General features: G+C 55.7%; 23 protein-coding genes and 3 pseudogenes. 13 read left to right on the top strand and 13 right to left on the bottom strand.

Going from position 1 to position 26,906, the window contains the following annotated elements:
* Positions 1–223: 223 nt before the first annotated feature.
* Entirely contained in the window at positions 224–1,216 is a 993-nt protein-coding gene (locus PFEN_RS03105) for a GlxA family transcriptional regulator (protein WP_191485563.1), read from the bottom strand.
* A 130-nt stretch (positions 1,217–1,346) separates the two neighbouring features.
* On the opposite strand from PFEN_RS03105, the gene PFEN_RS03100 reads away from it, so the two are divergent.
* A complete protein-coding gene (locus tag PFEN_RS03100) occupies positions 1,347–2,594 on the top strand; it encodes an acyl-CoA dehydrogenase family protein (protein ID WP_191485562.1) in 1,248 nt (415 codons plus the stop codon).
* A gap of 37 nt (positions 2,595–2,631) precedes the next feature.
* Positions 2,632–2,892 (top strand): annotated as a pseudogene (locus PFEN_RS30405) (NAD(P)H-dependent oxidoreductase); the annotation flags it as partial.
* A gap of 28 nt (positions 2,893–2,920) precedes the next feature.
* Here the strand turns inward: PFEN_RS30405 and PFEN_RS03095 are convergent.
* Together PFEN_RS03095 and PFEN_RS03090 are read right to left on the bottom strand one after the other, a co-directional pair.
* A pseudogene (locus tag PFEN_RS03095) lies at positions 2,921–3,817 on the bottom strand (MFS transporter); the annotation flags it as partial.
* Between the two features lie 217 nt (positions 3,818–4,034).
* Complete coding sequence (locus tag PFEN_RS03090) at positions 4,035–4,808, bottom strand: hypothetical protein (RefSeq protein ID WP_224770875.1); 774 nt, start codon at positions 4,806–4,808, stop codon at positions 4,035–4,037.
* A gap of 477 nt (positions 4,809–5,285) precedes the next feature.
* Between PFEN_RS03090 and PFEN_RS03085 the strand changes: the two genes are divergently transcribed.
* A complete protein-coding gene (locus tag PFEN_RS03085) occupies positions 5,286–5,897 on the top strand; it encodes a TetR/AcrR family transcriptional regulator (protein WP_191485560.1) in 612 nt (203 codons plus the stop codon).
* 283 nt (positions 5,898–6,180) lie between these two features.
* Here PFEN_RS03085 and PFEN_RS03080 read toward each other — a convergent pair whose 3' ends face one another.
* Positions 6,181–7,107 carry a transporter gene (locus tag PFEN_RS03080; protein WP_191485559.1) on the bottom strand — a complete coding sequence of 309 codons (927 nt, stop codon included), beginning with the start codon at positions 7,105–7,107 and terminating at the stop codon, positions 6,181–6,183.
* 472 nt (positions 7,108–7,579) lie between these two features.
* Positions 7,580–8,404, bottom strand: coding sequence for a FadR/GntR family transcriptional regulator (locus tag PFEN_RS03075; RefSeq protein WP_191485558.1), 825 nt, complete (start codon positions 8,402–8,404; stop codon positions 7,580–7,582).
* A 271-nt stretch (positions 8,405–8,675) separates the two neighbouring features.
* Here PFEN_RS03075 and PFEN_RS03070 point away from each other — a divergent pair, with 271 nt between their 5' ends.
* The 4 genes from PFEN_RS03070 (at position 8,676) to PFEN_RS03055 (ending at position 11,581) form a co-directional block, all read left to right on the top strand.
* On the top strand, positions 8,676–9,335 hold the full coding sequence (locus PFEN_RS03070; RefSeq protein WP_191485557.1) for a FadR/GntR family transcriptional regulator: 660 nt from the start codon (positions 8,676–8,678) through the stop codon (positions 9,333–9,335).
* A complete protein-coding gene (locus PFEN_RS03065; protein ID WP_191485556.1) occupies positions 9,325–10,632 on the top strand; it encodes a CynX/NimT family MFS transporter in 1,308 nt (435 codons plus the stop codon). The genes PFEN_RS03070 and PFEN_RS03065 overlap by 11 nt, the downstream gene beginning before the upstream one ends.
* A gap of 102 nt (positions 10,633–10,734) precedes the next feature.
* On the top strand, positions 10,735–11,205 hold the full coding sequence (locus PFEN_RS03060; RefSeq protein ID WP_191485555.1) for a nuclear transport factor 2 family protein: 471 nt from the start codon (positions 10,735–10,737) through the stop codon (positions 11,203–11,205).
* A gap of 46 nt (positions 11,206–11,251) precedes the next feature.
* Positions 11,252–11,581, top strand: a complete 330-nt coding sequence (locus PFEN_RS03055; protein ID WP_191485554.1) for a GIY-YIG nuclease family protein — start codon at positions 11,252–11,254, stop codon at positions 11,579–11,581.
* A 228-nt stretch (positions 11,582–11,809) separates the two neighbouring features.
* Here PFEN_RS03055 and PFEN_RS03050 read toward each other — a convergent pair whose 3' ends face one another.
* Positions 11,810–12,364, bottom strand: coding sequence for a hypothetical protein (locus tag PFEN_RS03050; protein WP_191485553.1), 555 nt, complete (start codon positions 12,362–12,364; stop codon positions 11,810–11,812).
* A 396-nt stretch (positions 12,365–12,760) separates the two neighbouring features.
* On the opposite strand from PFEN_RS03050, the gene tnpB reads away from it, so the two are divergent.
* On the top strand, positions 12,761–12,958 hold the full coding sequence (gene tnpB / locus PFEN_RS03045) for an IS66 family insertion sequence element accessory protein TnpB (RefSeq protein WP_224770874.1): 198 nt from the start codon (positions 12,761–12,763) through the stop codon (positions 12,956–12,958).
* Positions 12,959–13,047: 89 nt separating this feature from the next.
* Here the strand turns inward: tnpB and PFEN_RS03040 are convergent, their stop codons facing one another.
* Together PFEN_RS03040 and PFEN_RS03035 are read right to left on the bottom strand one after the other, a co-directional pair.
* Positions 13,048–13,788, bottom strand: a complete 741-nt coding sequence (locus tag PFEN_RS03040; RefSeq protein WP_191485552.1) for a RusA family crossover junction endodeoxyribonuclease — start codon at positions 13,786–13,788, stop codon at positions 13,048–13,050.
* Positions 13,789–14,117: 329 nt separating this feature from the next.
* A complete protein-coding gene (locus tag PFEN_RS03035) occupies positions 14,118–15,773 on the bottom strand; it encodes a HEPN domain-containing protein (RefSeq protein ID WP_191485551.1) in 1,656 nt (551 codons plus the stop codon).
* A 1,012-nt stretch (positions 15,774–16,785) separates the two neighbouring features.
* Here PFEN_RS03035 and PFEN_RS03030 point away from each other — a divergent pair.
* Complete coding sequence (locus PFEN_RS03030) at positions 16,786–17,763, top strand: DUF4238 domain-containing protein (protein ID WP_191485550.1); 978 nt, start codon at positions 16,786–16,788, stop codon at positions 17,761–17,763.
* 19 nt (positions 17,764–17,782) lie between these two features.
* Here PFEN_RS03030 and PFEN_RS30400 read toward each other — a convergent pair.
* Positions 17,783–18,246, bottom strand: a pseudogene (locus PFEN_RS30400) (hypothetical protein); the annotation flags it as partial.
* Positions 18,247–18,586: 340 nt separating this feature from the next.
* On the opposite strand from PFEN_RS30400, the gene PFEN_RS03025 reads away from it, so the two are divergent.
* From PFEN_RS03025 to PFEN_RS03015, 3 genes are all read left to right on the top strand, one after another.
* Entirely contained in the window at positions 18,587–18,916 is a 330-nt protein-coding gene (locus PFEN_RS03025; protein WP_191485549.1) for a type II toxin-antitoxin system RelE/ParE family toxin, read from the top strand.
* Between the two features lie 114 nt (positions 18,917–19,030).
* Positions 19,031–19,321, top strand: a complete 291-nt coding sequence (locus PFEN_RS03020) for a helix-turn-helix domain-containing protein (protein ID WP_191485548.1) — start codon at positions 19,031–19,033, stop codon at positions 19,319–19,321.
* Positions 19,322–19,613: 292 nt separating this feature from the next.
* A complete protein-coding gene (locus tag PFEN_RS03015) occupies positions 19,614–20,555 on the top strand; it encodes a glutathione S-transferase family protein (RefSeq protein ID WP_191485547.1) in 942 nt (313 codons plus the stop codon).
* Here the strand turns inward: PFEN_RS03015 and PFEN_RS03010 are convergent.
* On the bottom strand, positions 20,530–20,883 hold the full coding sequence (locus PFEN_RS03010) for a glutaredoxin family protein (protein ID WP_191485546.1): 354 nt from the start codon (positions 20,881–20,883) through the stop codon (positions 20,530–20,532). The genes PFEN_RS03015 and PFEN_RS03010 overlap by 26 nt on opposite strands.
* A 3-nt stretch (positions 20,884–20,886) precedes the next feature.
* Complete coding sequence (gene yejK, locus PFEN_RS03005; RefSeq protein WP_191485545.1) at positions 20,887–21,894, bottom strand: nucleoid-associated protein YejK; 1,008 nt, start codon at positions 21,892–21,894, stop codon at positions 20,887–20,889.
* A 389-nt stretch (positions 21,895–22,283) separates the two neighbouring features.
* On the opposite strand from yejK, the gene PFEN_RS03000 reads away from it, so the two are divergent.
* On the top strand, positions 22,284–22,565 hold the full coding sequence (locus tag PFEN_RS03000; protein WP_191485544.1) for an HU family DNA-binding protein: 282 nt from the start codon (positions 22,284–22,286) through the stop codon (positions 22,563–22,565).
* Positions 22,566–22,655: 90 nt separating this feature from the next.
* On the opposite strand, the gene rlmF is transcribed toward PFEN_RS03000, so the two are convergent.
* Together rlmF and PFEN_RS02990 are read right to left on the bottom strand one after the other, a co-directional pair.
* Positions 22,656–23,684 (bottom strand): 23S rRNA (adenine(1618)-N(6))-methyltransferase RlmF, encoded by a 1,029-nt coding sequence (gene rlmF / locus PFEN_RS02995; RefSeq protein WP_191485543.1) that lies wholly within the window; start codon positions 23,682–23,684, stop codon positions 22,656–22,658.
* A 274-nt stretch (positions 23,685–23,958) separates the two neighbouring features.
* Positions 23,959–26,805, bottom strand: coding sequence for a valine--tRNA ligase (locus PFEN_RS02990; RefSeq protein ID WP_191485542.1), 2,847 nt, complete (start codon positions 26,803–26,805; stop codon positions 23,959–23,961).
* Positions 26,806–26,906: the final 101 nt, after the last annotated feature.

The following is a 26,906-nucleotide window of genomic DNA, read 5'->3' as shown; positions in this document are numbered from 1 at the left end:
CCAGAGGACGCCTCGATGGATAAACAAGCTTATCGCTGGCGTCTGAATAGCGCTGGGCGCTTTCAGGATCAAGCACGATCTCCGAGCCGGTCTCGCACTGCCAGCCCGGGAGCGCCGGGACCGGTTTTTTCAATGCCTTGAAGGGAGATACCACGCTCTCCAAGTTCCTTTGCTGTCGCTCGTGTGAAGCTTGGTATGGGCATACCCTTCGAGAAGCATTCAGTTAATCTGCTCTTGGTAACTGAAACCTGGCTCGATAGGTCCCTGGCGTGAATCCAACACGCTCACGAAACAGGCGTGAAAACGAGCTGATGTCGTTATAACCAACATATTGAGCGATTCGCTCAGTGCTCAGGTCTCCGGCCTCCAGTAATGCTCGCGCAGTGTCGATACGCAAATTTTGCAAGTAGGTAAGCGGTGACTGCTCAAGCACCTTGTTGAAACGACGTATCAAGGTACGCTCGCTGACTGCCAGCTTCTGTGCGAGGTCTGTCATGCGTACCTGTTCCGCCAAGTGTTCCTCAAGCCACTTCTGCGCGCGTTGAATCAACGGGTCGTTGTGCGTCTTGTCTGCGATCAGCGGTTGCAAAGGCGTCTGGGTGGTTTGGGTCAGATCGATCAGCATGCTGCGAGCGCACTGCATCGCTATAGCCTTTCCAGCAAATTTGTTGAGCACGTGAACGGCTTGCAACAGAAATGTGGCATGTGCACCGCCACATACCAGGCGCTCAGACTCAGTCACCAACGGACGCATTTGCAGATTGACCTGCGGGAATCGCTCGCGGAAATGCCCCTCCAGCCACCAGGTGGTCGTTGCCATCTTGTTATCTAGCAAGCCTGTATCGGCAAGCAGGAAAGTGCCCGTGCAATTTGCGCAGAGCCATGCACCATGGCTCCATTGCCCGATCAGCCAGTCGCGCACAACGGCCTGACTCTCCAGGAACCGTTGGAACGGCTGCCAGCCCCGGTAATGCAGGCTGGGAATAAAAACCAGATCGTAGTAGTGGTTTTTTGGCAAGGGCCGCATGGCCAGTTCAAGTCCATTGCTTGCCCGCACGGGCAATCCGTTCTGCGATATGAAATGCCATTCAAAAAGTCCGGCTAATGGCATTCCTTGTCTGGACATATGCGCATTGGCTACCTGAAGCATGTCAGCAAAGCCTCCAATAACGGAGGCGTAGGAATCGTCAAATCCCAGAATTGCAACGGTGGGCATAGTGCCATCTTTATTTTAAGTGGATATGGCGATATTCGCATATTCACCGTCGTTTTTGCCTATTATCACAGCCAATGAGGCTCTCTACAGTTATTGCACGTTGCTTCCTAAGCTGCATACGAGATATCTCATGACCTATTTTGCCGATGCTTGCGCCAATACGACGATCACCCGTTACCAAGACAGCTTGTTCCACGACCTGAATATCCCGCAGGAAATCCTGGCTATTCGCCTGGAGGTTCGTCGCTTCGCTGATGAGCATGTCGCACCGGTGGCTTATGCCATTGGCCATACCGAGGAGTCCGTCGCCGCCTTCCCGCGTGACTTGTTCGCCAAGATGGCCAAGGCCGGGTTGTTTGGCATCCCCTTTGCCGCTGACGTTGGCGGACGCGGGCTCAAGTACCCCGCCACAGCCACCGCAGTGATGATCGAAGAGTTGGCCTACCATTCGAACTCAGTGGCTGCCATCGTTGACGTGCATTGCATTCTCGCGGGCAATGCGTTGAAACACGGTTCGGACTCGATCAAGCAACGCTACCTCAGGCCCTTGCTCGACGGCGACAAGATTGGGAGCTTTGCCACTACTGAGCCGGATGCCAGTACCGACCTGAGCATCGAAGCCATGAGCACATACGCCACGCCTGTCGAGGGTGGCTACATTGTCAATGGCCATAAACGTTTCATCAGCAACGCCCCCGTCGCCGACTTTGTTGTATTGCTCTGTGTCGAGGGAGAGCGCATGACTGAGCTTGTGGTCGAATTGAATTGGCCTGGTGTTCGAGTTGGCGAACCCGACAAGAAAATGGGCAATCACGGCCAACTGACGGCGGATATCTATTTCGATAACGTCAAGGTGCCAATGGCGAACGTCGTTGGTCAGCCGGGTCAAGGTCTCAAGATCGCGTTGCAAACGCTGACCTACGGACGAGTCGGGATTGCTGCGAGTGGAACGGGAATGGCTCAGGCTCTGTTTGATCACAGTGTCGAGCGCCTCAAGACCCGCCGGGCGTTCGGCAAAGCCATTGCGCAATTCCAACACTGGCAATTCAAGATGGCCGAACGGGCTACTGAAATCGAGAATTCCCGCAACTTGTATCTCAAGGCGGCTTTACGCATGGACGAAGGACTCGCTTTCCCGGAGCCCGAAGCTGCAATGGCGAAATGGTACGGTACCAACCTTGCCGGTGAATTCGCCCGCGATGCTGTACAGATCTTTGGCGGCTACGGCTTTATGCGCGAACTCGCCGCTGATGGTGCGCACTACCGTGTCGAAGAGATCTATCGCGATTGCAAGATCGCCGAAATTTATGAAGGTACCAATGAGATTCAAAAGCTAGTCATTGCACGCGCAATCTTTGGTAAAGACATCACAGGCTGATTGGGTCGCCAATCCAGGCTCAATGGAGACCTGTCCAATGCACATCCTCATTATCCATGCGCACAACGAGCCGCAATCGTTCAATGCGGCCATGAAAGATCTGGCGGTCGAAGAACTACGGGGACAAGGGCACTCAATCGAAGTTTCTGACCTCTATGCCATGGGGTGGAGCCCGATCGCCAGTGCAGCTGATTTTGGCAGCCGCGCGAATTCCGAGTACCTGATTTATGCCTTGGAGCAGCGTCATAATTACTCGCAGCGCACACTGGCGCCGGATATCCAAATAGAGTTGGACAAGTGTCCCGATAGTTTGCTTTAAACAGTTTATCGACTAAGGCTCCGCCGGTAATGATCGCACTGGTCCCTATAAAAAGCGCCACAATACCCAGATAAATACCGGCATCACCGGACGACCATCCAAAGCTGCGGACAAAATAACTGGGGCTCCAGGCCATTAGTCCGGAACTGACGGTAGCCAATAACGAAAACCCCAAAAAATGGGAGAGAATCAATTTTTTTCTTTGGGACATGAATGCGAACACCTCTGTAACTGTGAAGTGTTTCTTCTGGTGGGACTCCAGGCTTTTTCTTCTCGGCTCCTTAACAAACATCAAGGCTAGGATTGCCAGTATTCCGGGTATGGAGACAATGGCGAAGGTCAAGCGCCATGAGGAGGTTGTACCCACTAGCGGTAAGGTGATCTCCTGAAAACTTTCGGTAAAGTTAACCACCATCCCACCAAACAGCATGGCAATGCCCACGCCAAGTGATACCCCGGTTTGAAATATGCTGATAGCGGTAGACATCCGCTCTTTAGGAAAGTAGTCAGCAATCAAAGAGTAACTGGTAGGCATGAGGGAACTCTCTCCCGCGCCCACGCCGACCCGAGCCAGGAACATAACCCCGAAGCTTTTGGCAAAACCGCACAAGGCAGTAAAAAAGCTCCATATGCCAATGCCTATCGCAATGATATTTCTACGATTGTAGTGGTCTGCCACTCGCCCGATGGGAATCCCCAGCAAGACGTAAAATAGCGCAAAAGCCAACCCTTGCAGCATGCTCATTTGAGTGTCGTTAATCTGCAGATCGCTCTTTATCGGTCCGACCAGCAAGCTGAGAATCTGACGATCAATAAATGACAAGGTTAGGGCGAATATCAAAACAGCAATAACAAACCATGGATACACTCCCACGCTTGCCTTTTGCACCTTGTCTTTAAGCATGGCGTTGGCGTCAGGTATGGCGTTACTTGGCTGATTAACGGAATCGAATGACATGCGGAACTCCTATTTATTATATTTACGATGTCAAAATTGCGAATTCTGTGTTCGATCGTTACTGGTTCCAAAAAAACCTTTGGGTGGCCGCTTATATATAACGCTGTTGCGATTTGTTTGGATGATTACTCCGTCCGCTCAAAGCTGGCTGCTTAGCCTCCAGTCAGGATTGATCCGTCCTGTTCCGATCTTGATTAAAAAACTCAATGCGCAGCACTTTCGCTGGCTTCAGGACGTTACCGGGTTTCAATGACATCACACCGCCATCAGTCGTGACATAAGCGACTACGCCCTGTTCCGTAGAGCTTCGACTCCATGCGATCGCCGAAGGGCCGGTCATACGTTCGTCGTATGGGTTCCCGACGACGCTATATCGTTCGCCATTGTTCTCGCTCGGCGTCAGTGACACCAAGTCGATCGTGTTCTCTCGATGGGTGGTAACGTAGGCGACCCCAGATTCTTCATCGAGGCAAAAATCGTCGCCCATCATGCCGCTGGCAACTCGTTCGGGAGTACCGATGGCGCTGGCGCTTTCTGGATCGACGGCCACGCGCATAAACAGTCCTTGTGCCGTCGACGTGTAGTACAGCCAGCCAGTGCTTGCAGCAAACTTCACGCCGTTCACCCCTGGTTGTTGGGGAAAGGCTCCTGATGGCTGGTGCTCCATGCTCTCGTGTGCCAGCCAGACGGTGGGAGTTGAAACTCTTCCATCGAGGTAAACATCCACCCGCCAGATCAGACCGGCAAAGCTGTCGGCGATTAATATCACGTCCTCACCTACCCGACAGCTGCCATTCAACATCCCGATCGGTGTCGGAAATGTTGCTACGAGCTCAGGTTGCAGTGTCTCGCCAGCGGACCAGGCACGAAGGTCGACTCGATACAACATCCCTTTGCCTGGAGCGGAGGAGCACACATAAAAGATGTCAGGTTCCATCTCCACGACACCCATCGCCGGGCTATCGAAATTGTGCAGTAGCTGTGGCTTGCCGGGATCCTACCGCTGGAACCCACCAGAGATCCCGGTGAAACACTACCGTCACGAGCATTGATCCATCGGCGCGGACAGCTATGTTCTCCAGAAAAGTACCGGGCTCGAAGGATGCAATTTCGGAGATTGTAGGTTGCTTTAACTGTTGGCTAATCATTGGGGGCCTCCTGCGGCCTGAGCAGGCATTTCCCCTGCCCGGAAGATATCAACCGAAACAACGGTAAGCTTGTGCTCCATAGGTGAGGAGGCACGATCATCGGCGTTTACGTGAGCCATCTTGATGACCTGATCTATTGGTGGCCGATCGGCGCGGTCCAAAAAAATTTCTATGGAAGGCGCTAACGCATCAGATGTTGCGTTTAATCCCGAATAGCGTCAAGTCCTTTTTGATCAGCCGTCAGCAACCCATTAGACTGCGCCCCCATGAAGACAAAACCACAGACATCCGACGACACCAAAGCCTCCCGGCAGCAAATTCGTCCAGGAGGGCGCACTGCGCGAAATACCGCGCAGATAGAGCAGGTTGCGGTCAAATTACTGGTAGAGCAGGGGTATCAGGGGCTCACCTTCCAGGCTATTTCGAAGGAGACCGGTATCAATCGCTCGACGCTCTACCGGCGCTGGCCCACCAGAGCTGAGTTGGCAATAGATGTCATGCTTAATACCATTCAGGGAAATGTGGTGTTTGAAGATTACGGTTCTCTGGAAAAGGATCTCCGGGACGTGCTCAACCAAACTTGCAAATTTATCGCCTCGCCTGTGGGTTCAACATTTATTATCGCGACACTGGAAATGCAGCAGCTCGGCGACCTCACCCTGGATAAAGGTTTTCTATGGAAAGAGCGCTCAAAACTTATGTTATCTCTCTTCGAGCGTGCAAAAGCTCGCGGCGAGCTTGGCCAGGATTTTGATAGCGAGATAATGTTCGCGTTGCTGGTAGGTTCTTTCTATTTTCGCCTGATTGTGATGGGCGAAAAGCCTGACCAAAAATGGGTGGAGAGAGTGTTAAAACAATTTTTCCATATGCGTAGCTGAGTAAAGCGCTCAAGAACAAAGTGATCCACAACAGCACAGTGCCAGTGCCGAGCGCAAACAGCTTCAGCCTCAACAATGAGGCATGCTCGTTTCGCGCGATTTCGGCTGCGGGATCCCAGGTCAGCGCAACACCAGGACCGACATCGGTAATGAGCCTCGCGACAATAACTCTGTTGGTGTCGATGATGAATTCCAGATCCAGTCCTTCATTGATTTACATGTCATCTCACTTCGCAAAAGGCCCACGATCAAAAATGAAGGTGGGCCCACAGCGTTTAAATCGTCAGAACACTTTAAAATTTACGCTTGCATATACCTTGTAGCCTCTGGGAATCGTTGCGCGATCCGGGTTCAAACCGCCGGAAGCGTTGGTGTTGATATCCTTGGTGCCCCACAAGTTCAAGGTCGCAGGGCCGAAGTTGTACCCTATCAAAGGCCCGACTGAGATCACGTTGAAGTGATCGGTGATCACCCGATTATTATAGAAACGGCTGGAACTGTCTCCCGTGACTTGCCCAACATAGGTGGCGATCGGTCCGATTGTCCACTTGCCGATGGTTTTGGTGGTCGTGAGGTCCAGATGCAGGATGTTCCCGGTGCGGTAGCCGGTCTTGTAACTCTCCGTATTGAACTCTTCCGACAGGTTGGCGGTAAGGTTCCAGCCGTCCTTGAGGTACGACACCACAAGATCAGGGTGGAATGTCCACCATGGATTACCGACGTTTTCCAGGCCCGATTCGCCCTGAATCGTTCCATCGGGAATAGCGATGCCCAATCCGGCTTTGGCAAACCAGCCAGCTCCGAGGTTCCAGCTGATGGCGCCGGGGGCGATGTAGGTGTTGTGTATTCCAGAACGATGGGTGTTAAACGGAGCGCCGACATTGGCCACGGTAAACGGCTGAACAATGGTGGTGGTGTATTTGCCACCCAGCACGTCCCAGCCGGGTGACCAGGTCAAGCCAAATGCCGCAGATGCCAGATGCACTTTCGTATTGGCTTGTCCACCCGGTCCGGTCAGCGTGGCCTGGATGGAGTAGAGCTGATTGAAACTGTACAGACCGGGTGGTGGTGCTGCCGCCGTGGCGCCGATCAGCACGCCTGGAGGTATGTTCCAACCCGGGTATCCTGGCTCGAAAGCGTTCGCGGACAGGCTGCTGAAGGCCATAACCAACCCGGCGCCATAGGTCATGGTGTCTGTGAATTTTTTCACGATTCTTCCTCGTTATTGTTGTTATGGGTGCTGAAGATCTAAACACATTGTCACCTAGTGACCTGTTGAATATTACAGTGCCCTAAATGGCCTTGAACAGGGCTCCCTGGATGGGCGGAGCATTTTTTTGCGCTCGCCAAGCCATCGAGCGCCCACGCAGAATCCTTGGCCGGTGAATCTGGCCAAGTGGATCAGCTGATGAGATTTGCGCGGAGTACGGCTTAGAGCGTCGCATCCATCAGGCAGCCGACCATTAGGCACGGCAGGTCGGAGCGATTGCTCCAGGTATGCAGCGTTGTGCTCGGCGCTCTATCAGGCCTTTCTGCGTGCCCCGGCGGCTGGTGTTGTCCTGATCCGCGATGCGGAGGGCAATCTGCTTGGCGCTGTCGGGGGGGCAGTGGCGAACCTCCCGATCTGCATGAGGCCTGTGCCCAGGTCGGTATCAAGAGGTGGGACTGATGGCTGATGCCGGCTAAAACCCGCTAGTAACGCTCATCAGCCGTGCCAGATGTTCGCTCGAGACCATTGCGTTCTGCGCATTAGGCAGAGCACCAATTTTTTTCTGTGCCCGTTGGTGATAAGCCTCGGCGGCGAGGCGGGCCCCGATGGGGTCGCGGGCCTTGATCCTTTCCACCAGCAATTGGCGCGACTCATTGAGGGATTTGGCCGTGACGCGCCATTGCTTCATTGAGTCGCCGAGGAACTGGCGAGCCAGGCTGATATGGATGTTGGCGAGGAAACGGCAAAGGATCGCCAACAAGGTGTTTTGGGATGCGGTGGCGATCCGATTGAGAAAGTCCGCCAGTGCCTGGGAAATCGCTTGGGGATCGGAACCCGTATTGATCCGTTCCAATACTTGATCCAGGTAATCCAGGTCTTCTCCGGTGGCGTTCAGTGCCGCAAGTTCCGCGGCGTAGCCGTTCAGTGCACCGAGTACGCCCAGTAGTTCGGTGATGCCGATCTGCTCCAGTTGAATCATCGAGCGCAGGGAAACGGCAATCAGTTGATCGGTGTTAGCGGTGACATAGGCACCGCTGCCGTGGCGTACTTCGATCAAGCGTGAGGTGGTCAGACCGCGGATCGCTTCCCGGACGGTGGCGCCGCTGACGCCATAGGCTTCGGCAAGCTGCTTCTCGGTCGGCAGTTTGCTGCCGCGAGGCAAGCCACCGCTGAGGATGCGATCGCGCAACTCATTGAGGATTTGATCGGCCGCATTTCCGCGCGCCAGAGGGCGAATGGGTTGCCAGGTCGCTTGTTGGGGGGGCGCGATGCTTGTTTGAGAGGCGTCAGTCTTCACGTTTTATCCTTAAAGTCACCAGTTGACATGGTCACCTGAATTTAGATGACTGAATGTAAGCTCAATGCCGGATCTTAACGTTTCCGCCTTACTCAAACAACGAAGGCATCCATGGACAGCGGCTCGATCATCCATGTCAGAAGGCTGAGATATATTGCCGCCAACCTTCGTGGTTTCACGGATCTGCACATTCTGGTTCTTGAACTCACCGTTACGCTTGGAGTAGTCTTTTTGCTAATTCATCCTATGATTGGATGTTAGAGTGACTTCCATGTCTCAAAGTATTCCTCTCATAAAGCGCTCCCTGGTCGATCAGGCCCTGGAGCAATTGCGCGAACGCATTCGCCTTGGCACCTGGGTCGTGGGTGCGCGGCTGCCCACCGAGCCGGAGCTGGCCGCGGAGCTGGGTATCAGTCGTAACACCGTGCGTGAAGCTCTGCGCGTGCTTGCGTTTTCCGGCTTGATCGAGATCCGCCAGGGCGACGGCAGCTACCTGCGAGCGACCATCGATCCGCTGGCGACCCTGCAGGTACTGTCGCGCTGTTCTCTCGACCAGGCCCGCGAGACCCGACACAGCTTCGAGGTGGAGGCCGTCGGCCTGGCCGCCTTGCGGCGGACCGAAGACGACCTCAAGGGCTTGCACGAGGCCCTCGATATCAGCGGCGAGCACTATCACGGCGACCTCGACCGCTACATCAGCTGCGACCTGGCGTTTCACCAGCGTCTGATCGACGCCGCGCACAACCCGATGCTCAGCGAGCTGTACCGTTACTTTTCCAGCGTGATCGCCGGTGCCCTGCGCCAGACCCTGGATATCAGCCCCCGGCGCCAATCGGTGTTCGACCTGCATGTCGCCCTGCTCGAAGCGGTGGAACAGCAGGACCCTGAACGCGCCAAGACCTTGTGCCGGACTCTGATCAATGAACCTTGAAAGCGAGCGTCCCCTGTCCCGTTCTCCTCTAGAAAGCAGCACGCTCTCGCGGCCGGTCGAACTCGACCGGCTACTGATCGACGCCGAGGCCGATGACGACCTGGTCCAGCACAGCCAACCGCTGCTACGTCGCCCGTGGCTGCTGTTGCTGGGTCTGGTGCTGGTGGCCCTGAACCTGCGCCCGGCGTTGTCGAGCATGGCGCCGTTGCTCGGCGACGTGTCCCGCAGCCTGGGCTTGTCGGCGGCCAAGGCCGGCCTGCTGACCACCTTGCCAGTGCTCTGCCTCGGCCTGGCGGCACCCCTGGCACCGCTGCTGGCCCGGCGTTTCGGCAGCGAGCGGGTGGTGCTGGGGATTCTGTTGACCCTGGCGGGAGGGATCGTTCTGCGCAGCTCGGCGGGTGAGTTCGGCCTGTTTGCCGGCAGTGTGCTGGCCGGCGCGAGCATCGGGGTGATCGGTGTGCTGTTGCCCGGCATCGTCAAGCGCGACTTCGCAAAGCAGGCCGGGATCATGACCGGCGTCTACACCATGGCCCTGTGCCTGGGCGCGGCACTGGCGGCGGGGGCCACGGTGCCGCTGAGCCAGCACTTTGGCGAGAGCTGGTCGATCGGCCTGGGTTTCTGGGGCGTGCCGGCGCTGCTGGCGGCGATTTTCTGGTTGCCGCAAGTGGGACAGAAACACGCTGCCCATCACGTGGCCTACCGCGTAAGTGGTCTGCTGCGCGATCCGCTGGCCTGGCAGGTCACCCTGTACATGGGCCTGCAATCGTCCCTGGCCTACATCGTCTTCGGCTGGTTGCCCTCGGTGTTGATCGGGCGCGGCCTGAGCGCCACCCAGGCGGGAATCGTGCTGTCCGGCTCGATCCTGGTGCAACTGCTCAGCTCCCTGGCGGCGCCCTGGCTGGCGACGCGCGGCAAGGATCAGCGGTTGGCGATTGTCGTGGTGATGGTACTGACTTTGGGCGGCCTGTTCGGTTGCTTGTATGCGCCGCTCGAAGGGCTCTGGGGTTGGGCGATCCTGCTCGGCCTGGGACAGGGGGGCACCTTCAGCCTGGCGCTGACCTTGATCGTGCTGCGCTCGCGCGATGCCCATGTGGCGGCGAACCTGTCGGGCATGGCCCAGGGCATTGGCTATACCCTGGCGTCCATGGGGCCATTCGCGGTCGGGCTGGTGCATGACCTTACCGGTAGCTGGGCGGCGCTGGGCTGGATCTTCGGCGTGATCGGCCTCGGCGCCATTATCTTCGGGCTCGGTGCCGGTCGGGCGAATTATGTGCGGGTGACCAGTGAAAAACTCTGAAGCCCCCCACACTCCCGGTATTCGGGTTGCAAATGCCAATAGTCAGCCGCGCATTTGCAGACTATCGTGCAGGCGATCCTTCTACCTGCACGGAGCCCGTTCATGAGTGATGCCCACAACGCGTTGATTACTGAGTTCTATAAAGCGTTCCAGCGGCTGGATGCCGAGGCCATGAGTGCCTGTTACACCGAGGATGTGTTGTTCAGTGATCCGGCGTTTGGCGAGCTGCGTGGGCGTGATGCCGGCGATATGTGGCGCATGCTGACCACTCGCGCCAAGGACTTCTCCCTGACTTTCGACAATGTCCGTGCCGACGAGCGCGGCGGTGGCGCCCATTGGGTGGCGACCTACCTGTTCAGCCAGACCGGCAATACCGTGGTCAACGATATCCAGGCGCGCTTCGTGTTTCGCGACGGCAAGATCTGCGAACACCATGACCACTTCGATCTCTGGCGTTGGGCGCGTCAGGCGCTGGGGACCAAGGGCTTGCTGCTGGGCTGGACGCCATTGCTCAGGAACGCCGTGCGAGCCCAGGCGCTGAAAGGCTTGAAGGCCTTCCAGGCAAGCCGTTAGGTTCTGCTAAGATCGCGGCCCCGTCAGCGATCAAGCCCTTTGCCACGTGAACATCAGCGAAACGCGCAGTGTCGAGACCGAGCCGGCTGCACCTGCGGTCAAACCCTGGTTTGTCTATCTGGTGCGTGCCGCCAATGGTTCGTTGTATTGCGGGATCAGCGATGATCCGCAGCGGCGGTTTGCCTCGCATCAGAGTGGCAAGGGCGCGCGCTTCTTCCACTCCAGCCCGGCGGTGGCGCTGGTCTATGTGGAAGCCTGCCGCGACAAGAGCGAGGCCCTGCGCCAGGAGCGCCTGATCAAGAAGCTGCGCAAGAGTGCCAAGGAAACCCTGGCGGCGGGGTTCAGTCTGGAGGCTTTCACGGTTGCGCAGAAATGACCGGGACGCCTTTGGATAGCTCATCGTGGTCTGGCTCTGGCCATGGATGTCGTTGACGGCATTGCCATGCTCAAATATGATTCTCGCATCGAAGCGACTGACCGGATGAGATTGAGCGCTTCCCAGCGGTGAAAGTCGTAATCGCGCAAGGCGGTTCGCAAGTGGTGTCCGGATCTGTTTTACCGAATACGAAAAAGACGCTCATGGCGTCTTTTTCGTTTTCTCCTTCTAGCGTTTGGTGGCGGTTGGTTGACGCAAGTAGACCTTACCGCACAGTAGTGCAAAGGCCATCGATCCTTTCGGGTTTAGACTGCCGCCTTCCCCTTCGGGATACGCGCTTTCTACCACCAGGTTCAACTCCTGCCATTGGCGCTTTTGGTGCGCGGCGCGTCTTACCTCAAAAAAGACATGATAAGGCCCGCTCGGGTCTTCAACGGTGATGGAAAAGCACCAATTACGCTCGACCGACGTTTCCCATACCTTGGCTTTTGGATGCGTCAGCCTTTGCAAAATAACGGCCGGTAGGTTTTGAGATAGTCGATGACGAATGGGGCAGAATGTCCGTTGTCGCTTACCGTCAGGAATGATCGGCTCTCCAGCTGGATGCGTTACCGCGTCGTAGCTCTGGGTAAAACAGTGATTAGAGAAGGTTGCATGTATGCGCAAATCACGTTTGGCCAACTGGCTTGAAATCGTGAAGGTGAACGGCTCAAGGTGAGCGAAATCGTACATCTGACCGCCAATGGCCAGCGCTGGAAAATAGGCGGTCACTTCGGCCTCCATTCCGGTCAAACCGCCAGCTTACCCTGCCACGCTGCCTTTCGACTCCCTGGCAATTGATACCGTTGATGAGGCGGCATCAGGCTGGCTGGGTAGGCCGCCAGCGATTTGCAGGCTAAGCTTCGGGTTCTCATTTACCCGGCGGACTCCAGCATGCCTGAGTTGATTCTTCATCATTAATTCATGCCAGTAACCACGGGGTAGTGGCCGGAAACATTGGGGCGCTCGGGATATATTCAGTCAATATGTGAAGCTGTTGTCATTGGGTGTGGACGTAATGTGGACACTTTATCGTAAGGGGGCGGTGAACACACGGTATGCACTCAATGAACCCCACATTCAAAGCGCTTAGCTGGTGCCGGATGCTGTGCTCCCGATTCTCTCAGGAGTCCGTTCGCCATGATGCGACGCCAAAGTCGAAAAGTCTATCTGTACCCCAAGCCCGTCGACTTTCGAAAATCCATTGATGGGTTGGCTGCGCTAGTCGAGCTGGACATCAAGGTCGCTGTGTTCGACCCCGTGCTCCTCGTCTTCCTCAATAAGCCGCGCAACCGAGTGAAGATTTTATACTGCGGTGTGTCACGAACTCTGGCGTGAGCCAGCGATGCTGTATCAAAGATAGGAGTAGGCCTCCTGGAGTCTACTTGCAGGAGCTGGCACCAACCTCCAGGGTAGAGGTGCCCGGCTTATGTCTCCTCAAGAAAATCCTCTAAGTTGAGCGGCTGTGCGCCAGCCCATGTGTGGAGCATTCGTGGGAAAAGCACGTCGTGATGCTCATTGAGGCGGGTTTCCCGAATATTCAGGTAGACGAATTCCTCATCCGGAGACTTGATTCGGATGATGTTCAGGTGATCAATTCTCCTGTCATCACCGAAAAGCACATTTTTAACGGCATCGAGGATGGCTTTGGCCATGTTGTCTAAATCCTTTTGCGCGCCTGATGCTTTCACGACGAAGACAATGAGGAGGCAGATCGAGGTGTCTGCCGGGAATGGGGTTAGATGTCCAGCGAAACGATATTTGATAGCCCGCTCGAACGCTGCTCTTCTCCCTCGTGTTTGAGCGGCTGCTTGCTTGGAAATGGGAGGAATTCGAATGGAGATCACGTGCGTGGGAAGCCCACCATCATGGATGGTGCATATCGAACAATGATGTTGGGCGAGCGCCGAAATTTTCTCGGACAGTGACGATGAATAAACTCGTTTCAGCGTTCGATGATATTTCACGAAGAGGGGTAAGAAGGTATTGTCATTTGCATTCACCCATTTGCAAACCGACTCCAGCTCAGCCAATGAGGGAGGTTGGCTCAACGTCAGACCTTCAACGAGTTCATAAGCGGCGAAAATCTGATCGCGAATCTTTGAGCTTTCTGGCCGATCCTTGAACAGCTCGGAGGGTGTCCATTGAGGGAACTGTTCAGTGCTCATGCTTGCATCCTATTGTGAGGGAGACGAGATCATGGCCAGAGTCTGACATGCTCTTCAGCAAAGTAGCCATTTGCACCTCCAGGCCGTGATCAACTAAACGGTAAACTCAGTGGCCAGAGCCATGATGAGTTACACCACTTCCTGGGACACGATCGGTGTGCGCTTTGGGGGGGCATGTTCAGCATTTCTGTGCCGAACCGTTCACTTCCTACTATGGCTCCCCTACTGACTATCTTCCCTGCGTGGAAGTACTTAGCTTAGAGCTGTATCAACGTTATGGTGAGTTGGATCAGGGGTAAATATCTAACTCTCTTCTAGCAGCCTTTGCTTCAAATATTGATAACATATGCGCCGAAAATTTCCTTTCGTTTATCAGCGCATTCCAGATATGCTGTAGCCCAATATTTCACCCTTTCCTTGGTTACGCCAAATATTTCTTCAAAGGTAGATAGTCCAGGGGTCGCTGCGGATTTTTTATACCAGGCCAAATATACTGATGCATATTGCTCGGAATATTGTATCTCGCCTTCTGTATTTTGAGTGAAGCAGGCATTAATGATGATGTGGATGTTGCTGGTTAGTTTGCTGTATGTTTCCTCCGAAACGCTAATGAATAATGCGGAGTTTGTAATGCGCTCAAGATGTACTAGATTTAGTGCGTTGTTGAATTTCAAAGTATTATTTGTTCTGATTAGATTTGAGGTGAATTCATTAGGGGTGATCCCAAAATCTATTAGTGCCCAGTATGTTAATAGGAGTGCCAGCTTTTCTGTAATTGAGTGTATTTTCTCATAAGGACTTTTGGCCGAGTCGACAGCATTGCCATGAGCTATTTGATCTCTTACGTACTTTATTGATTTGAAATCATCAGTTGATAGGTTTATCACCTTCATAATGTCGCTATCCGTAGTATCTACGGCGTAATTGTATTTTTCTGAAAAGGTAAGCCCTCGTGGTGGTGGGAAGATTGACTTTAAATTTGCTGCCAACTCGTCGTGCTGGTCTTGGTTGAGCGGGTTCTGTAGCGTTTTTAGCGCCTGCGTGAGGGCCTCAAGCTTTTCATTTTTATGGCCTGTTTTTAGCTTATAAGTTTTGGCGAGCTCAGTTACATAGCCATCAAGAAAACTTACATAGCCTAGGACTCTATATTCCCAAAATCCTTCATGTCTTTGCATTGCCGCAAGGCGGGTCCAGTAAACTTTTCTGTACTTAGAGTTGTAATATCTATCAAAAACCACTTGCCATCGGTTATCAAGAGTTGATCTAGAGATTAGGGCGTTTCGCTCAAATGAGTTCTCCTCAAGGTTGCGCTCAATTTTTTTGAATGAGGGGAAGTAAGCGGGCATTGGGTGCCCATTGTCACAACTTACCCACATGCTGATAATAGACAACGGGTATGCAATGAAAATAGATAATAAATTTGAAAGCTCAAGCGGCTTTTTTTTCAAGTCGGCGAGACTAAATTCTCCGCTGTTTCGCTTGAAGAGAAAATTTACGTGCTCATGAATTGTACGGTCTTCACCGCGTTTGTTAATGCTGCCAATGGTCTCACTTGTTAGAGAAAAACTCTCTTCGTCTGTTTCAACTGAGACGGCTATGGGCTGTACGAGGTTTGTCCATACGATGCTTTCGCCAACGTACCCATTTACTCGTTGGTCATACAGGAACCATTCGGAGATGTCGCTGTATCGGATACCTATACATGTAACGCCTCTATTAGTGCTTCCTGCAATAAGAAAGTCGGAATATATTACTCCCTGACCATATTTGCAGTTGAATAGTGTGAAAATATCACTGGTTTTGGTTTTTACGTTTAGGGTGGTCTCACCTTCTGGTCTAATGAAGTTGTCAGGGTTTCTGTGGTTTATATGTATGAAGCTCCCGCCGCCAAATGATAGAGTGCCATTTCCGAGCGCTATGTGGTTGTCATAGTATATCTCTACATCATATTCGTGCTGTTTGGAGAAGTCGATTTCATCAGTCATTTATTATGTGCTCTGATAAGGGTGGTGAGTTGTTAATTATATTTATAGACGATAAATTCCAGAATTCATACGTCCGAACAATGGCTCATACGGTGCCATCTGAAGCTATTTTTGGCTAGGCTGTGAAATGTAGCCGATGCCCGAAAAGGCCCTTCAACTAAGGCATTCAAACGTTCAGACAGCTCCTTGGGATGGGCTCAAGAATGTACTTGGAGCGATCTATTCAGAATTAGAAAACTCGGAAAACAGCCACATTTCAATGGCTCCCACTTCTAAATCGGGTCCTTCAGAATTCAGCCGTCGTGCTCGCTATCCTGGAGTTCCGCGCAAAAATTCTTCATTTCTTTGCAAAACCTTGCATTTTTTGAAATTACCAACGCCCCCACAGAGCCTCCAGAAGGCCTGGGCTGGAGTACCCCTGCACCCTTTGCACAAAAAATAGGTACAGGGCCCGTCGGCGGGAGGGGGAAAAGTGCTTTTTCGGTTCGATTTTTTCTTTAACCAAGATTTTTCTGCTGGATCCTCGCTCACACCGTGACATTTCAGCAGCAACGATACGATTGAGGCTTTGGATGAGCTGCTGCAGGATGAGGCCGCATTACTTGAGAACCTGGGGGGGGCGTCACAAAGTCTTGCTCAAGAGCGAGCATATGGTGCACCAAGCGGAGATCGTTAGAGCAAGTGGATGGTGTTTTGGCGTACGCCGTGGCATCGTCTTGGACCCCAAAGAGCGGAAAAGCTATCGTATGTTCTGGTGACTTGTGGGCAGCCCCATAGATTGGACGAAGCTCAATGATCGCCCGACTGCAGGTTGGCATGCAGCTTTATCTGTTTCTGCTGCCTGACCTGCGGGACGCAACTTTGTATCATCATGGTTCCGTTGGGGAGGGCTGTATCGAGTACATCGACGGTAGCGTTTATGTGCAATCCTGATGGTGTAGGAGATAGTAACAAGGCATGCTTATGTTCTGCACTGTATTTACTGTCAGTAGTACTGAGGGAGATTAAATAAATGCGGGATATGCTGCCGGTAGTTCGCAAGCATCATTATGTGTGGGCCTATTATCTTAGTGCTTGGGCGACTGAAGGTGACAAAAATGTTTGGTATGCAACGAAAAAGGGGAATATAAGAAATGATAGTGTAAAAGGCCTGTCGAGAGAAAATGACTTTAATAAAATACATGCGCTGAGTAATGATGATGTGGCTTATATTGAGCTATGGCCAAGCGGGAATTTTCCTGGCCTCCAGGAGTTTCAAAAGTCACAAATTGAGTATTTTAAGAAAGCCTCGGCTTTAATTGATTTTCATGTTGGACTTGAAGGTTTGGAAGGTTATGCCGAGCTTAAGAATGTTTCAGAGGCTGTTCAGTTTGGTATATTTGAAAGAACACATACCGCGATTGAAGGCTTGGCCAGACCCGTTATTGATGAGTTGAAGCGTGGTAATGCAAGTTGCCTTGAGCAAGGCCAATACATGACCAGCTTTTGTAATTTCCTTGCGCAGCAGCTTTTTAGGACCAAAAAAGTAAAGGATAAATGTTTTGAGGGCATGCGTTTGCTCCCTGCTGGGACTCCAGGAGTAGACACGTTTAAAGTTCTTTTTGAACGAAATTGGTGGTTTCTTAGCTACAGGCTCGGTTTGAATGTGGGGGCCTCTCTATGCAGCACCGCCGCTTCAGATCATCATACATTTATAAGGAATAACACAGGTATTGACTTTATAACTAGCGATTGCCCAGTTGTAAATATTCATGACTCTGCAGGGAATACAGTGCCAGGGAAGCCACCTGAAGAACTTGATCTTTACTTTCCTATCTCACCCAAAATGGCGTACATCATTAGTAAGGACAACAGATACGATGATCTTGCATTGTCGATTGACGAGCAAACAGTGAAGGTGCTGAACATGCAAATCGTAAAAGATTCCCATCTAAACATCTATGGAGTTTCGCGAGAAGCGATAAAAGACGCTAGGCGGGGTTATCATTGACGATCCATCAGTCTCTCAACTACAGCGTGATTGGCTTGAGCTTTGCGCTCAGTTGAGCTGCTGTTGTCACTTTCGCGGTGATCGCTGCAGTATCCGCCGACGTAGGTGCTGGACCAGGCATTTGGGGGCATGCGGCCAATTGCGTATTCATCTGCTGCACCAAGTCAAGCAGATTGCACAGCACCTGCAGTACGTTGACCCTGTGGGAGCCGACACAGATCCTGGACGCCCGCGGACACCGACTGTGGTCACCGTCGCGATGTTGGGCAAGCGCTGGATCCGCTCCGACATATCGCCATTTGCCATGGCGTTGTGCCTCTGTCCTACCACCAGGTTCAGATTCCGGACGGTGGCCTTGTTTAGATCATCTACGGCGGCGCGACTCGCGGATCCGCCCGACAGCAGCTTGAGCGCGCCCAGGGCCTCGATTTTCTTGATGTCACCCACTGATTCGGTTGAATGGTCGCCCTCCGTCCTGGTGTGGTGCCTCATCGCTTTGCCCTGAAGGTCTGGGGGGCTGTCTGACAGGACCTTACCCCCCCTCACGTCGACACGCCATGGTGTGGCTTGCTCTGCGCTGTAGGTGAGTCAATCCAGCCCAACGACGCGAGGAACCAGAATTGCACCCGCGCATCAGGAAAGTCAGGAGCGTCTGTCGGGGACTCAATTTTGGGGGTTGACCGCATATCTAAACGGATATATTGTTTGATCTGCAACACTATCAGAGCAGTGCTAACAACACAGTTCGAACCCTTCGGAGATATGAAAGTGACCACTCAAATCAAGAAAATTCTAGTTCGCGAGCTGCGACGAAGGAGCCAATATGCTGGTGCGGGAAATCAAACCAATAGAGTTTTGCGGTACCAGCAAGAAGGTTATTGGGGCTTTCCCTGATGGCGCGAAGCAACGGGTAGCGTATGAGCTAGAGTCACTGCAAGAAGGCGAAGAGGCGAGTGACTGGAAGCCGATGAAATCGGTCGGGCCCGGGGTCAACGAGATCCGGGTGAAATGTAAAGACGGTGCTTTTCGCGTGTTTTATGTGGTTAATCGTCCAGAGGCAATCTACGTGCTGCACGCGTTCAGAAAAACCACAGAAAAGACGGAAAAGCGCGACATCGACTTGGCGAAAGCTCGGTTTAAGTCGCTAGGCTGAACGTTGCGGTTCCCCCTTCTGCCGGAAGGGGAGCGCGGTCAGACGTGACAAACGGCCTTGTAACCTTGTAACAGTTGAGTTGAGTGGTACGGTTTTTAAATGAGGACAACCCCCATGGCAAACGAACGCTACACCGATGTGTGGTCTGCGTTGTTTGACTCACCAGGAGAAGCCGCAAATCTGCGTTTGCGTTCCAAGCTGATGCGTGTGCTTACGCGCACGATCAAAGGCTGGGATTTGCATCAGAAGGACGCTGCCAAGCGTCTGCATGTGACGCAACCGCGCTTGAGTGATTTGATGCAAGGGAAAATTGATAAATTTTCTCTGGATGCCCTGGTAAATTTGTTGGACGCCGCTGACCTTGGAATTGAAATTGAAGTAACCGAAAACCACAAAGCCGCCTAAAGGACTTGGGCGTTGTGTAGATGGAATAGACGGGCTAGCCATGTGCTAGCCCGAATTCGTTTGGGCCGCTCAGAATTACACCCTCCAGCCTCTGACCGCCAATGGCCAGCGCTGGAAAATAGGCGGTCACTTCAGCCTCCATTCCGGTCAAACCGCCAGCTTACCCTGCCACGCTGCCTTTCGACTCCCTGGCAATTGATACCATTGATAAGGTGACATCAGGCCTGCCGGGTAGGCCGCCAGCGATTTGCAGGCTAAGCTTCGGGTTCTCATTTACCCGGCGGACTCCAGCATGCCTGAGTTGATTCTGCATCATTACCCGACGTCTCCCTTTTCCGAAAAAGCCCGTTTGCTGCTCGGGTTCAAAGGGCTTTCCTGGCGCTCGGTGCACATTCCGCCGATGATGCCCAAACCCGACCTGACGACGCTGACCGGTGGCTATCGGAAAACCCCGGTGTTGCAGGTCGGTGCCGATATCTACTGCGACACCGCCTTGATCGCCCGACGCCTGGAGCAGGAGAAGGCAGTGCCGAGCCTGTTCCCCGAAGGCCGGGAAATGGTCGCGGCAACTTTTGCCGCCTGGGCCGATTCGGTGGTGTTCAGCCACGCGGTGAGTCTGGTACTCCAGCCCGAATCGGCGGCGGTGCGCTTTGCGCGGTTTTCCCCGGAGCAGCTCAAGAGCTTCATGATCGATCGCGCCGGTCTGTTCAGTGGCGGCTCGGCCTCGCGTGTTCCGCTGGAGCAGGCCAGGCACCAGTGGCCGGTATTCATGGCGCGCCTGGAGCAGCAATTGCAGCGCGAGGAGGGCGACTTCCTGTTCGGCGAGCCGTCGATTGCCGACTTTGCCATGGCGCATCCGCTGTGGTTCCTCAAGGCGGCGCCGGTGACCGCGCCGTTGGTGGACGGGTATCCGGCGGTGGCGACCTGGTTCGCCCGGGTCATGGCGTTCGGGCATGGCGCGCCGAGTGAAATGAGTGCCGAACAGGCCCTGCAGGTGGCGCGTGAGTCGACACCGGCAGCGCTTCCGGTTGAGCCGTTCAATGATCCGAACGGCTTTGCGGTCGGCCAGCCGGTGATCGTCGCGGCAACCGATTATGGCGTCGATCCGGTGGCGGGCGAACTGGTGTTTGCCGGTTGCGAAGAGTTGATCGTGCGGCGCGAGGATGAACGCGCGGGCGTGGTGCATGTGCACTTCCCGCGACTCGGCTTCAGGATCGAAGCGCGGCCAGAATAGCCTCGGGTTCATAGCCACGGATCAAGGTGCCGTTCACGTCCAGCATCGGGATCCCGCCACCGCCCAGGGCCTGATAGGCCTTGCGCGCGGCGGCGTCTTTCTCGATATCGAATTCCTGGTAGGGAATGCCTTTCTGCTCGAGAAAACGCCGGGTCTGCTTGCAGTAGCCGCACCAGTCGGTGGCATAAAGCACCACCCGGGCCTTGGCCAGGGTCTGTTCGGAAACCCCGGCGCCAGGGTTGAACACCCGCTCGATCTTGCCCCAGTTCTGATAGGCCACGACCACCAGCAGGATCAGCAGGACCTTCTTCAGCATGCCTGTGAGCATGACTCAGTCCTTGCGTCGCTTGAGCTGATCGGTCAGTTGCGTTGGCAGGCCCTTGATGATCAGGGTGCCGGCTTCTTCGTCATACTCGATCTTCGAACCCAGCAAGTGCGCCTCGAAGCTGATGGACAGGCCTTCGGCGCGGCCGGTGAAGCGGCGGAACTGGTTCAGGGTGCGCTTGTCCGCCGGGATCTCCGGTGACAGGCCGTAGTCCTTGTTGCGGATATGTTCGTAGAACGCCCGTGGACGGTCCTCGTCGATCAGCCCGGAGAGCTCTTCCAGGCCCATGGGCTCGCCCATCTTGGCCTGGCTGCTGGCGTAGTCCACCAGGGTCTTGGTTTTTTCCCGGGCATCGTCCTCGGGCAGGTCTTCGCTTTCGACGAAGTCGCTGAAGGCCTTGAGCAGGGTGCGGGTCTCGCCCGGACCATCGACGCCTTCCTGGCAGCCGATAAAGTCGCGGAAATACTCCGAAACCTTTTTCCCGTTCTTGCCCTTGATGAAGGAAATGTACTGTTTGGACTGCTTGTTGTTCTGCCATTCGGACAGATTGATCCGCGCCGCCAGGTGCAATTGGCCCAGGTCGAGGTGGCGTGATGGGGTCACGTCCAGCTCGGCGTTCACCGCCACGCCTTCGCTGTGGTGCAGCAGGGCGATCGCCAGGTAGTCGGTCATGCCTTGCTGGTAGTGCGCGAACAGCACATGGCCACCCACCGAGAGGTTGGATTCTTCCATCAGTTTTTGCAGATGTTCGACGGCAATCCGGCTGAACGCGGTGAAGTCCTTGCCGCCGTCCAGGTATTCCTTCAGCCAGCCGCTGAACGGATGCGCGCCGGACTCGGCATGGAAGAAGCCCCAGGCTTTGCCCTGCTTGGCGTTATAGCTTTCGTTGAGGTCGGCGAGCATGTGCTCGATGGCCTGGGATTCGGCCAGTTCGGAGTCACGGGCATGCAGGACCGCAGGGCTGCCGTCGGGTTTTTTGTCGATCAGGTGGACGATGCAATGACGGATCGGCATAGGTTTCTCGGCTGATTTGTCAGGGGGAAGGCGAGCTCCCCGGAAAAGCTCCCAGTGTACCGCACCCGGGGGCTGAATCCGCCTTTGCCCGGTCGTTCTGGCGGGATGAGCGGTTTCAGACAGCTTTTTTTTCGAAAACGAGCGCAAAAGCTGACCAAATGGCTAGGTAGAGGCGGATATTTCCCCGTCTCTGTGCTAGTTTTGCCCGGTCTTGCGCTCGGTAACGGCGCAAAGCGTGCATTCAGCAGGTGTCACGTCGAACCAAACCCCAATTCTGCTATCTACATCTGCGATCCGTCGTGGTTGTCAGCGGGGGGGCACAAGGCTGGCTCGATGGCTGACACTGCACTCTGCAATCCAAATGAATTTGATAGGGAAGGAACATCTCAATGGCTATTACCAAAGACCAACTGATCGCCGATATCGCCGAAGCTATCGACGCGCCGAAAACCACCGCGCGTGCCGCTCTGGACCAACTGGCCCAGATCGTTGCTGATCAATTGGAAAACGGCGGCGAAATCACTCTGCCAGGCGTTGGCAAACTGAAAGTGACCGAGCGTCCTGCCCGTACCGGCCGTAACCCGTCGACTGGCGCTGCCATCGAAATCCCTGCCAAGAAAGTGATCAAGCTGGTTGTGGCCAAAGGCCTGACCGACGCTGTGAACAAGTAAGATGCAGTGAAACCGTGCCCCGGAGTTTATCCGGGCACGGTTTTTTTTCGCCTGTGGAAAAGTGCCGGGCGCCCGGCGGGGCAGCATGACTCAGCCGTTAAGCCGGCTCCAGCGTTCCCGGCGCCATGCCTGGCGTTGCGCCGGGTCCTGGAAGGTCCAGGCGACGAAACGACTCTGTTTCTGCCCCTGGGACATTTCCACCACCCGGCTGTGCGGGGCGCCGGCCTTTTTCAGGGCGCTTTCGATGGCGGGCAGGTTGGACGCCTTGGACACCAGGGTGCTGAACCACAACACTTGCTGGCCGAGGGCGCTGCTTTCGGCGATCAGTTGGCTCACAAAGCGTATTTCACCGCCTTCACACCACAATTCCGCCGCTTGCCCGCCAAAGTTCAACACCGGCAGCTTGCGCTGCGGATCGGCCTTGCCGAGTGCCCGCCATTTACGCCGGCTGCCGCTTTGGGCTTCGTCCAGGGAGGTGTGGAACGGCGGATTGCACATGGTCAGGTCGAAGCGCTCGGTGTCTTCCAGCAGGCCACTGAGGATCTGCTTCGGCTGGCCTTGCAGGCGCAGGCTGATGGCCTTGTTCAGGCCGTTGGACTGGACGATGGCCTTGGCGGCGGCGAGGGCGGTGGGATTGATGTCCGAACCGAGAAACTGCCAGCGGTAGTCGCTGTGGCCGATCAACGGGTAGATACAGTTGGCGCCGACGCCGATATCCAGCACGCGCACCGCCGCGCCCTTGGGGATCACGCCTGCATTGTCTTCGGCCAGCAGGTCGGCGAGGAAATGCACGTAGTCGGCTCGGCCCGGTACTGGCGGGCAGAGGAAGTCCGCCGGGATGTCCCAGTGGGCGATCCCGTAGAACGCCTTGAGCAGGGCGCGGTTGAACACGCGCACCGCGGCCGGGTCGGCGAAGTCGATGCTTTCCTTGCCGTAGGGGTTGAGGATCACGAACCGGCCCAGCTCGGGGCAGCTCTTGATCAGTTGAGGGAAGTCGTAGCGGCCCTGATGGCGATTGCGTGGGTGCAGGCTGGCTTTTTCGCGGGGCTCGACGGCCTTGGCCGGGGGTGCGGGCTTGGGCTTCTTGCGCGGGGCTTTGGGTTTGCTTGGGGCGGTCATGGGCAGGGTCGATTCGGGCTGGACGTTAATTGGTGGGTATTGTCCCACAGGGTTTTGCTTGTATGCGGGCTTTCGGTTCGACGCGGAGATTGTGCGAGCCGGATTTATCCGCGAAGAGGCCTGTGAAACCACCAAAAGTTTCGCGGCGGTGCGGCGTCCCGACAAGCTCCGCTCCCACCGGTTTTGTGCTGCCTGCAAGAGATAGGCCCAGGGTTGCATGTGGACATGAAAAAGGGAGGCCCGATGGCCTCCCTTTTTCAATCAATCGCCACGATTACAGGCTGGCGATCCGCGCATGTTGCTCGGCCAGCTTGCCCAGGGCCTGTTCGGCCTCGGCCAGCTTGGCGCGCTCCTTCTCGATGACTTCGGCCGGGGCCTTGTCGACGAACGCGGCATTCGCCAGCTTGCCGCCGACCCGTTGCACTTCGCCTTGCAGACGCTGGATTTCCTTGTCCAGGCGCGCCAGTTCGGCGCCCTTGTCGATCAGCCCGGCCATCGGCACCAGCACTTCCATCTCACCCACCAGGGCGGTGGCGGACAGCGGTGCTTCGTCGCCGGCCGTCAGCACGGTGATCGATTCGAGCTTGGCCAGCTTTTTCAGCAGTTGCTCGTTCTCGTTCAGGCGCCGTTGGTCCTGGGCATTGACGTTCTTCAGGAACAACGCCAACGGCTTGCCCGGGCCGATATTCATCTCGGCGCGAATGTTGCGCACGCCGAGCATCAGGCCCTTGAGCCATTCGATGTCGTCTTCGGCGCCCTGGTCGATGCGTGCTTCGTTCGCCACCGGCCACGGTTGCAGCATGATGGTCTTGCCCTCGGCACCGACCAACGGCGCCAGGCGCTGCCAGATTTCCTCGGTGATGAACGGCATGAACGGATGCGCCAGGCGCAGGGCCACTTCCAGTACGCGCACCAGGGTGCGACGGGTGCCGCGCTGGCGTTCGACCGGCGCATTCTCGTCCCACAGCACCGGCTTGGACAGTTCCAGGTACCAGTCGCAATACTGGTTCCAGATGAACTCGTACAAGGCCTGGGCGGCCAGGTCGAAACGGAACTGGTCGAGTTGGCGGGTCACTTCGGCTTCGGTGCGCTGCAACTGCGAGATGATCCAGCGATCGGCCAGGGACAGCTCGTAGGCTTCGCCGTTCTGGCCACAGTCGTCGCCCTTGTCCAGCACATAGCGCGCGGCGTTCCAGATCTTGTTGCAGAAGTTGCGATAGCCTTCGACGCGGCCCATGTCGAACTTGATGTCACGACCGGTGGAGGCCAGCGAGCAGAAGGTGAAGCGCAGGGCGTCGGTGCCGTAGCTGGCGATACCGTCGGCGAACTCGGCGCGGGTCTGCTTCTCGATGGCTTTCTGCAGCTTGGGCTGCATCAGGCCGGTGGTACGTTTCTGCACCAGCGCTTCGAGTTCGATGCCGTCGATGATATCCAGCGGGTCGAGGACGTTGCCCTTGGACTTGGACATCTTCTGGCCCTGGCCGTCACGCACCAGGCCGTGGACGTAGACGGTCTTGAACGGTACCTGCGGGGTGCCGTCCTCGTTCTTCACCAGGTGCATGGTCAGCATGATCATCCGGGCGACCCAGAAGAAAATGATGTCGAAACCGGTCACCAGCACGTCAGTGGGGTGGAAGGTCTTGAGGAAGTCGGTCTGTTCCGGCCAGCCCAGGGTGGAGAAGGTCCACAAGCCCGAACTGAACCAGGTGTCGAGAACGTCGTTGTCCTGTTGCAGCGCCACATCCGGGCCGAGGTTGTGCTTGGCGCGCACTTCGGCTTCGTCGCGACCGACATAGACCTTGCCCGACTCGTCGTACCAGGCCGGAATCCGGTGGCCCCACCACAGCTGGCGGCTGATGCACCAGTCCTGGATATCGCGCATCCAGGAGAAGTACATGTTTTCATATTGCTTGGGGACGAAAGCGATGCGGCCGTCTTCCACGGCGGCAATCGCCGGTTCGGCCAGCGGCTTGGTGGAGACATACCACTGGTCGGTCAGCCACGGCTCGATAATGGTCCCGGAGCGGTCGCCCTTCGGCACTTTCAGGCCGTGGTCGTCAACGCTGACCAGCAGGCTGGCCGCGTCGAAGTCGGCAACGATCTGCTTGCGCGCTTCGAAGCGATCGAGGCCGGCGTATTGCGCCGGAATCTGGCCATCGATGCTGTCGTTCAGCGTGCCGTCGAGGTTGAACACCTGGCAGGCCGGCAGCACGGCGGCATTCTTGTCGAAGATGTTCAGCAGCGGCAGGTTGTGGCGCTTGCCGACTTCGTAGTCGTTGAAATCGTGGGCCGGGGTGATCTTCACGCAACCGGTGCCGAATTCCGGATCGCAGTAATCGTCGGCGATGATCGGGATGCGGCGGCCGACCAGCGGCAGTTCGACAAACTTGCCGATCAGGGCCTTGTAGCGTTCGTCCTGCGGGTTCACCGCCACGGCCGAGTCGCCGAGCATGGTTTCCGGGCGAGTGGTGGCGACGATCAGGTAGTCCAGGCCCTCGGCGGTCTTGGCGCCGTCAGCCAGCGGGTAGCGCAGGTTCCAGAGGAAGCCTTTCTCGTCATGGTTTTCCACTTCGAGGTCGGAAATCGCCGTATGCAGCTTGGTGTCCCAGTTGACCAGGCGTTTGCCGCGATAGATCAGGCCGTCCTCGTGCAGGCGCACGAAGGCTTCCTTCACCGCTTCCGAGAGGCCGTCGTCCATGGTGAAGCGCTCGCGGCTCCAGTCCACGGACGAGCCCAGGCGACGGATCTGCCGGCTGATATTGCCGCCGGACTGATCCTTCCATTCCCAGACCTTTTCCAGGAATTTCTCGCGCCCCAGGTCATGGCGACTCTGGCCCTGGGCTTCGAGTTGGCGCTCCACCAGCATCTGGGTGGCGATCCCGGCGTGGTCGGTGCCCGGCTGCCACAGGGTGTTGCGACCCTGCATGCGGCGGAAACGGATCAGGGCATCCATGATCGCGTTGTTGAAACCATGGCCCATGTGCAGGCTGCCGGTGACGTTCGGCGGCGGGATCATGATGGTGTAGGGATCGCCGGCGCCTTGCGGGGCGAAGTAATTCTCGGCCTCCCAGGTCTGGTACCAGGAAGTTTCAATGGCGTGCGGCTGGTAGGTCTTATCCATGCGCGGCGGGACCCTTAGGCATTAATTCAGGAAAGCCGGCAAGTATAACGGGGATATGGCGCGGGGCGTAGAGCGAGGTGAGGGCCGGTGGCACAAAAATG

Source organism: Pseudomonas sp. FEN (assembly GCF_904067045.1).
Classification (GTDB): domain Bacteria; phylum Pseudomonadota; class Gammaproteobacteria; order Pseudomonadales; family Pseudomonadaceae; genus Aquipseudomonas.
Note: the sequence above shows the minus strand (reverse complement) of the source record. Positions and strands in the feature narration are given on the sequence as shown.

Bases quoted from the DNA above. Each gene is read 5' to 3' on its own strand.
- PFEN_RS03105 (WP_191485563.1), bottom strand. From the start codon at position 1,216: ATGCCCACCGTTGCAATTCTGGGATTTGACGATTCCTACGCCTCCGTT.
- PFEN_RS03100 (WP_191485562.1), top strand. From the start codon at position 1,347: ATGACCTATTTTGCCGATGCTTGCGCCAATACGACGATCACCCGTTAC.
- PFEN_RS03090 (WP_224770875.1), bottom strand. From the start codon at position 4,808: ATGGAACCTGACATCTTTTATGTGTGCTCCTCCGCTCCAGGCAAAGGG.
- PFEN_RS03085 (WP_191485560.1), top strand. From the start codon at position 5,286: ATGAAGACAAAACCACAGACATCCGACGACACCAAAGCCTCCCGGCAG.
- PFEN_RS03070 (WP_191485557.1), top strand. From the start codon at position 8,676: ATGTCTCAAAGTATTCCTCTCATAAAGCGCTCCCTGGTCGATCAGGCC.
- PFEN_RS03065 (WP_191485556.1), top strand. From the start codon at position 9,325: ATGAACCTTGAAAGCGAGCGTCCCCTGTCCCGTTCTCCTCTAGAAAGC.
- PFEN_RS03060 (WP_191485555.1), top strand. From the start codon at position 10,735: ATGAGTGATGCCCACAACGCGTTGATTACTGAGTTCTATAAAGCGTTC.
- PFEN_RS03050 (WP_191485553.1), bottom strand. From the start codon at position 12,364: ATGGAGGCCGAAGTGACCGCCTATTTTCCAGCGCTGGCCATTGGCGGT.
- tnpB (WP_224770874.1), top strand. From the start codon at position 12,761: ATGATGCGACGCCAAAGTCGAAAAGTCTATCTGTACCCCAAGCCCGTC.
- PFEN_RS03040 (WP_191485552.1), bottom strand. From the start codon at position 13,788: ATGAGCACTGAACAGTTCCCTCAATGGACACCCTCCGAGCTGTTCAAG.
- PFEN_RS03035 (WP_191485551.1), bottom strand. From the start codon at position 15,773: ATGACTGATGAAATCGACTTCTCCAAACAGCACGAATATGATGTAGAG.
- PFEN_RS03030 (WP_191485550.1), top strand. From the start codon at position 16,786: ATGCGGGATATGCTGCCGGTAGTTCGCAAGCATCATTATGTGTGGGCC.
- PFEN_RS03025 (WP_191485549.1), top strand. From the start codon at position 18,587: ATGCTGGTGCGGGAAATCAAACCAATAGAGTTTTGCGGTACCAGCAAG.
- PFEN_RS03020 (WP_191485548.1), top strand. From the start codon at position 19,031: ATGGCAAACGAACGCTACACCGATGTGTGGTCTGCGTTGTTTGACTCA.
- PFEN_RS03015 (WP_191485547.1), top strand. From the start codon at position 19,614: ATGCCTGAGTTGATTCTGCATCATTACCCGACGTCTCCCTTTTCCGAA.
- PFEN_RS03010 (WP_191485546.1), bottom strand. From the start codon at position 20,883: ATGCTCACAGGCATGCTGAAGAAGGTCCTGCTGATCCTGCTGGTGGTC.
- yejK (WP_191485545.1), bottom strand. From the start codon at position 21,894: ATGCCGATCCGTCATTGCATCGTCCACCTGATCGACAAAAAACCCGAC.
- PFEN_RS03000 (WP_191485544.1), top strand. From the start codon at position 22,284: ATGGCTATTACCAAAGACCAACTGATCGCCGATATCGCCGAAGCTATC.
- rlmF (WP_191485543.1), bottom strand. From the start codon at position 23,684: ATGACCGCCCCAAGCAAACCCAAAGCCCCGCGCAAGAAGCCCAAGCCC.
- PFEN_RS02990 (WP_191485542.1), bottom strand. From the start codon at position 26,805: ATGGATAAGACCTACCAGCCGCACGCCATTGAAACTTCCTGGTACCAG.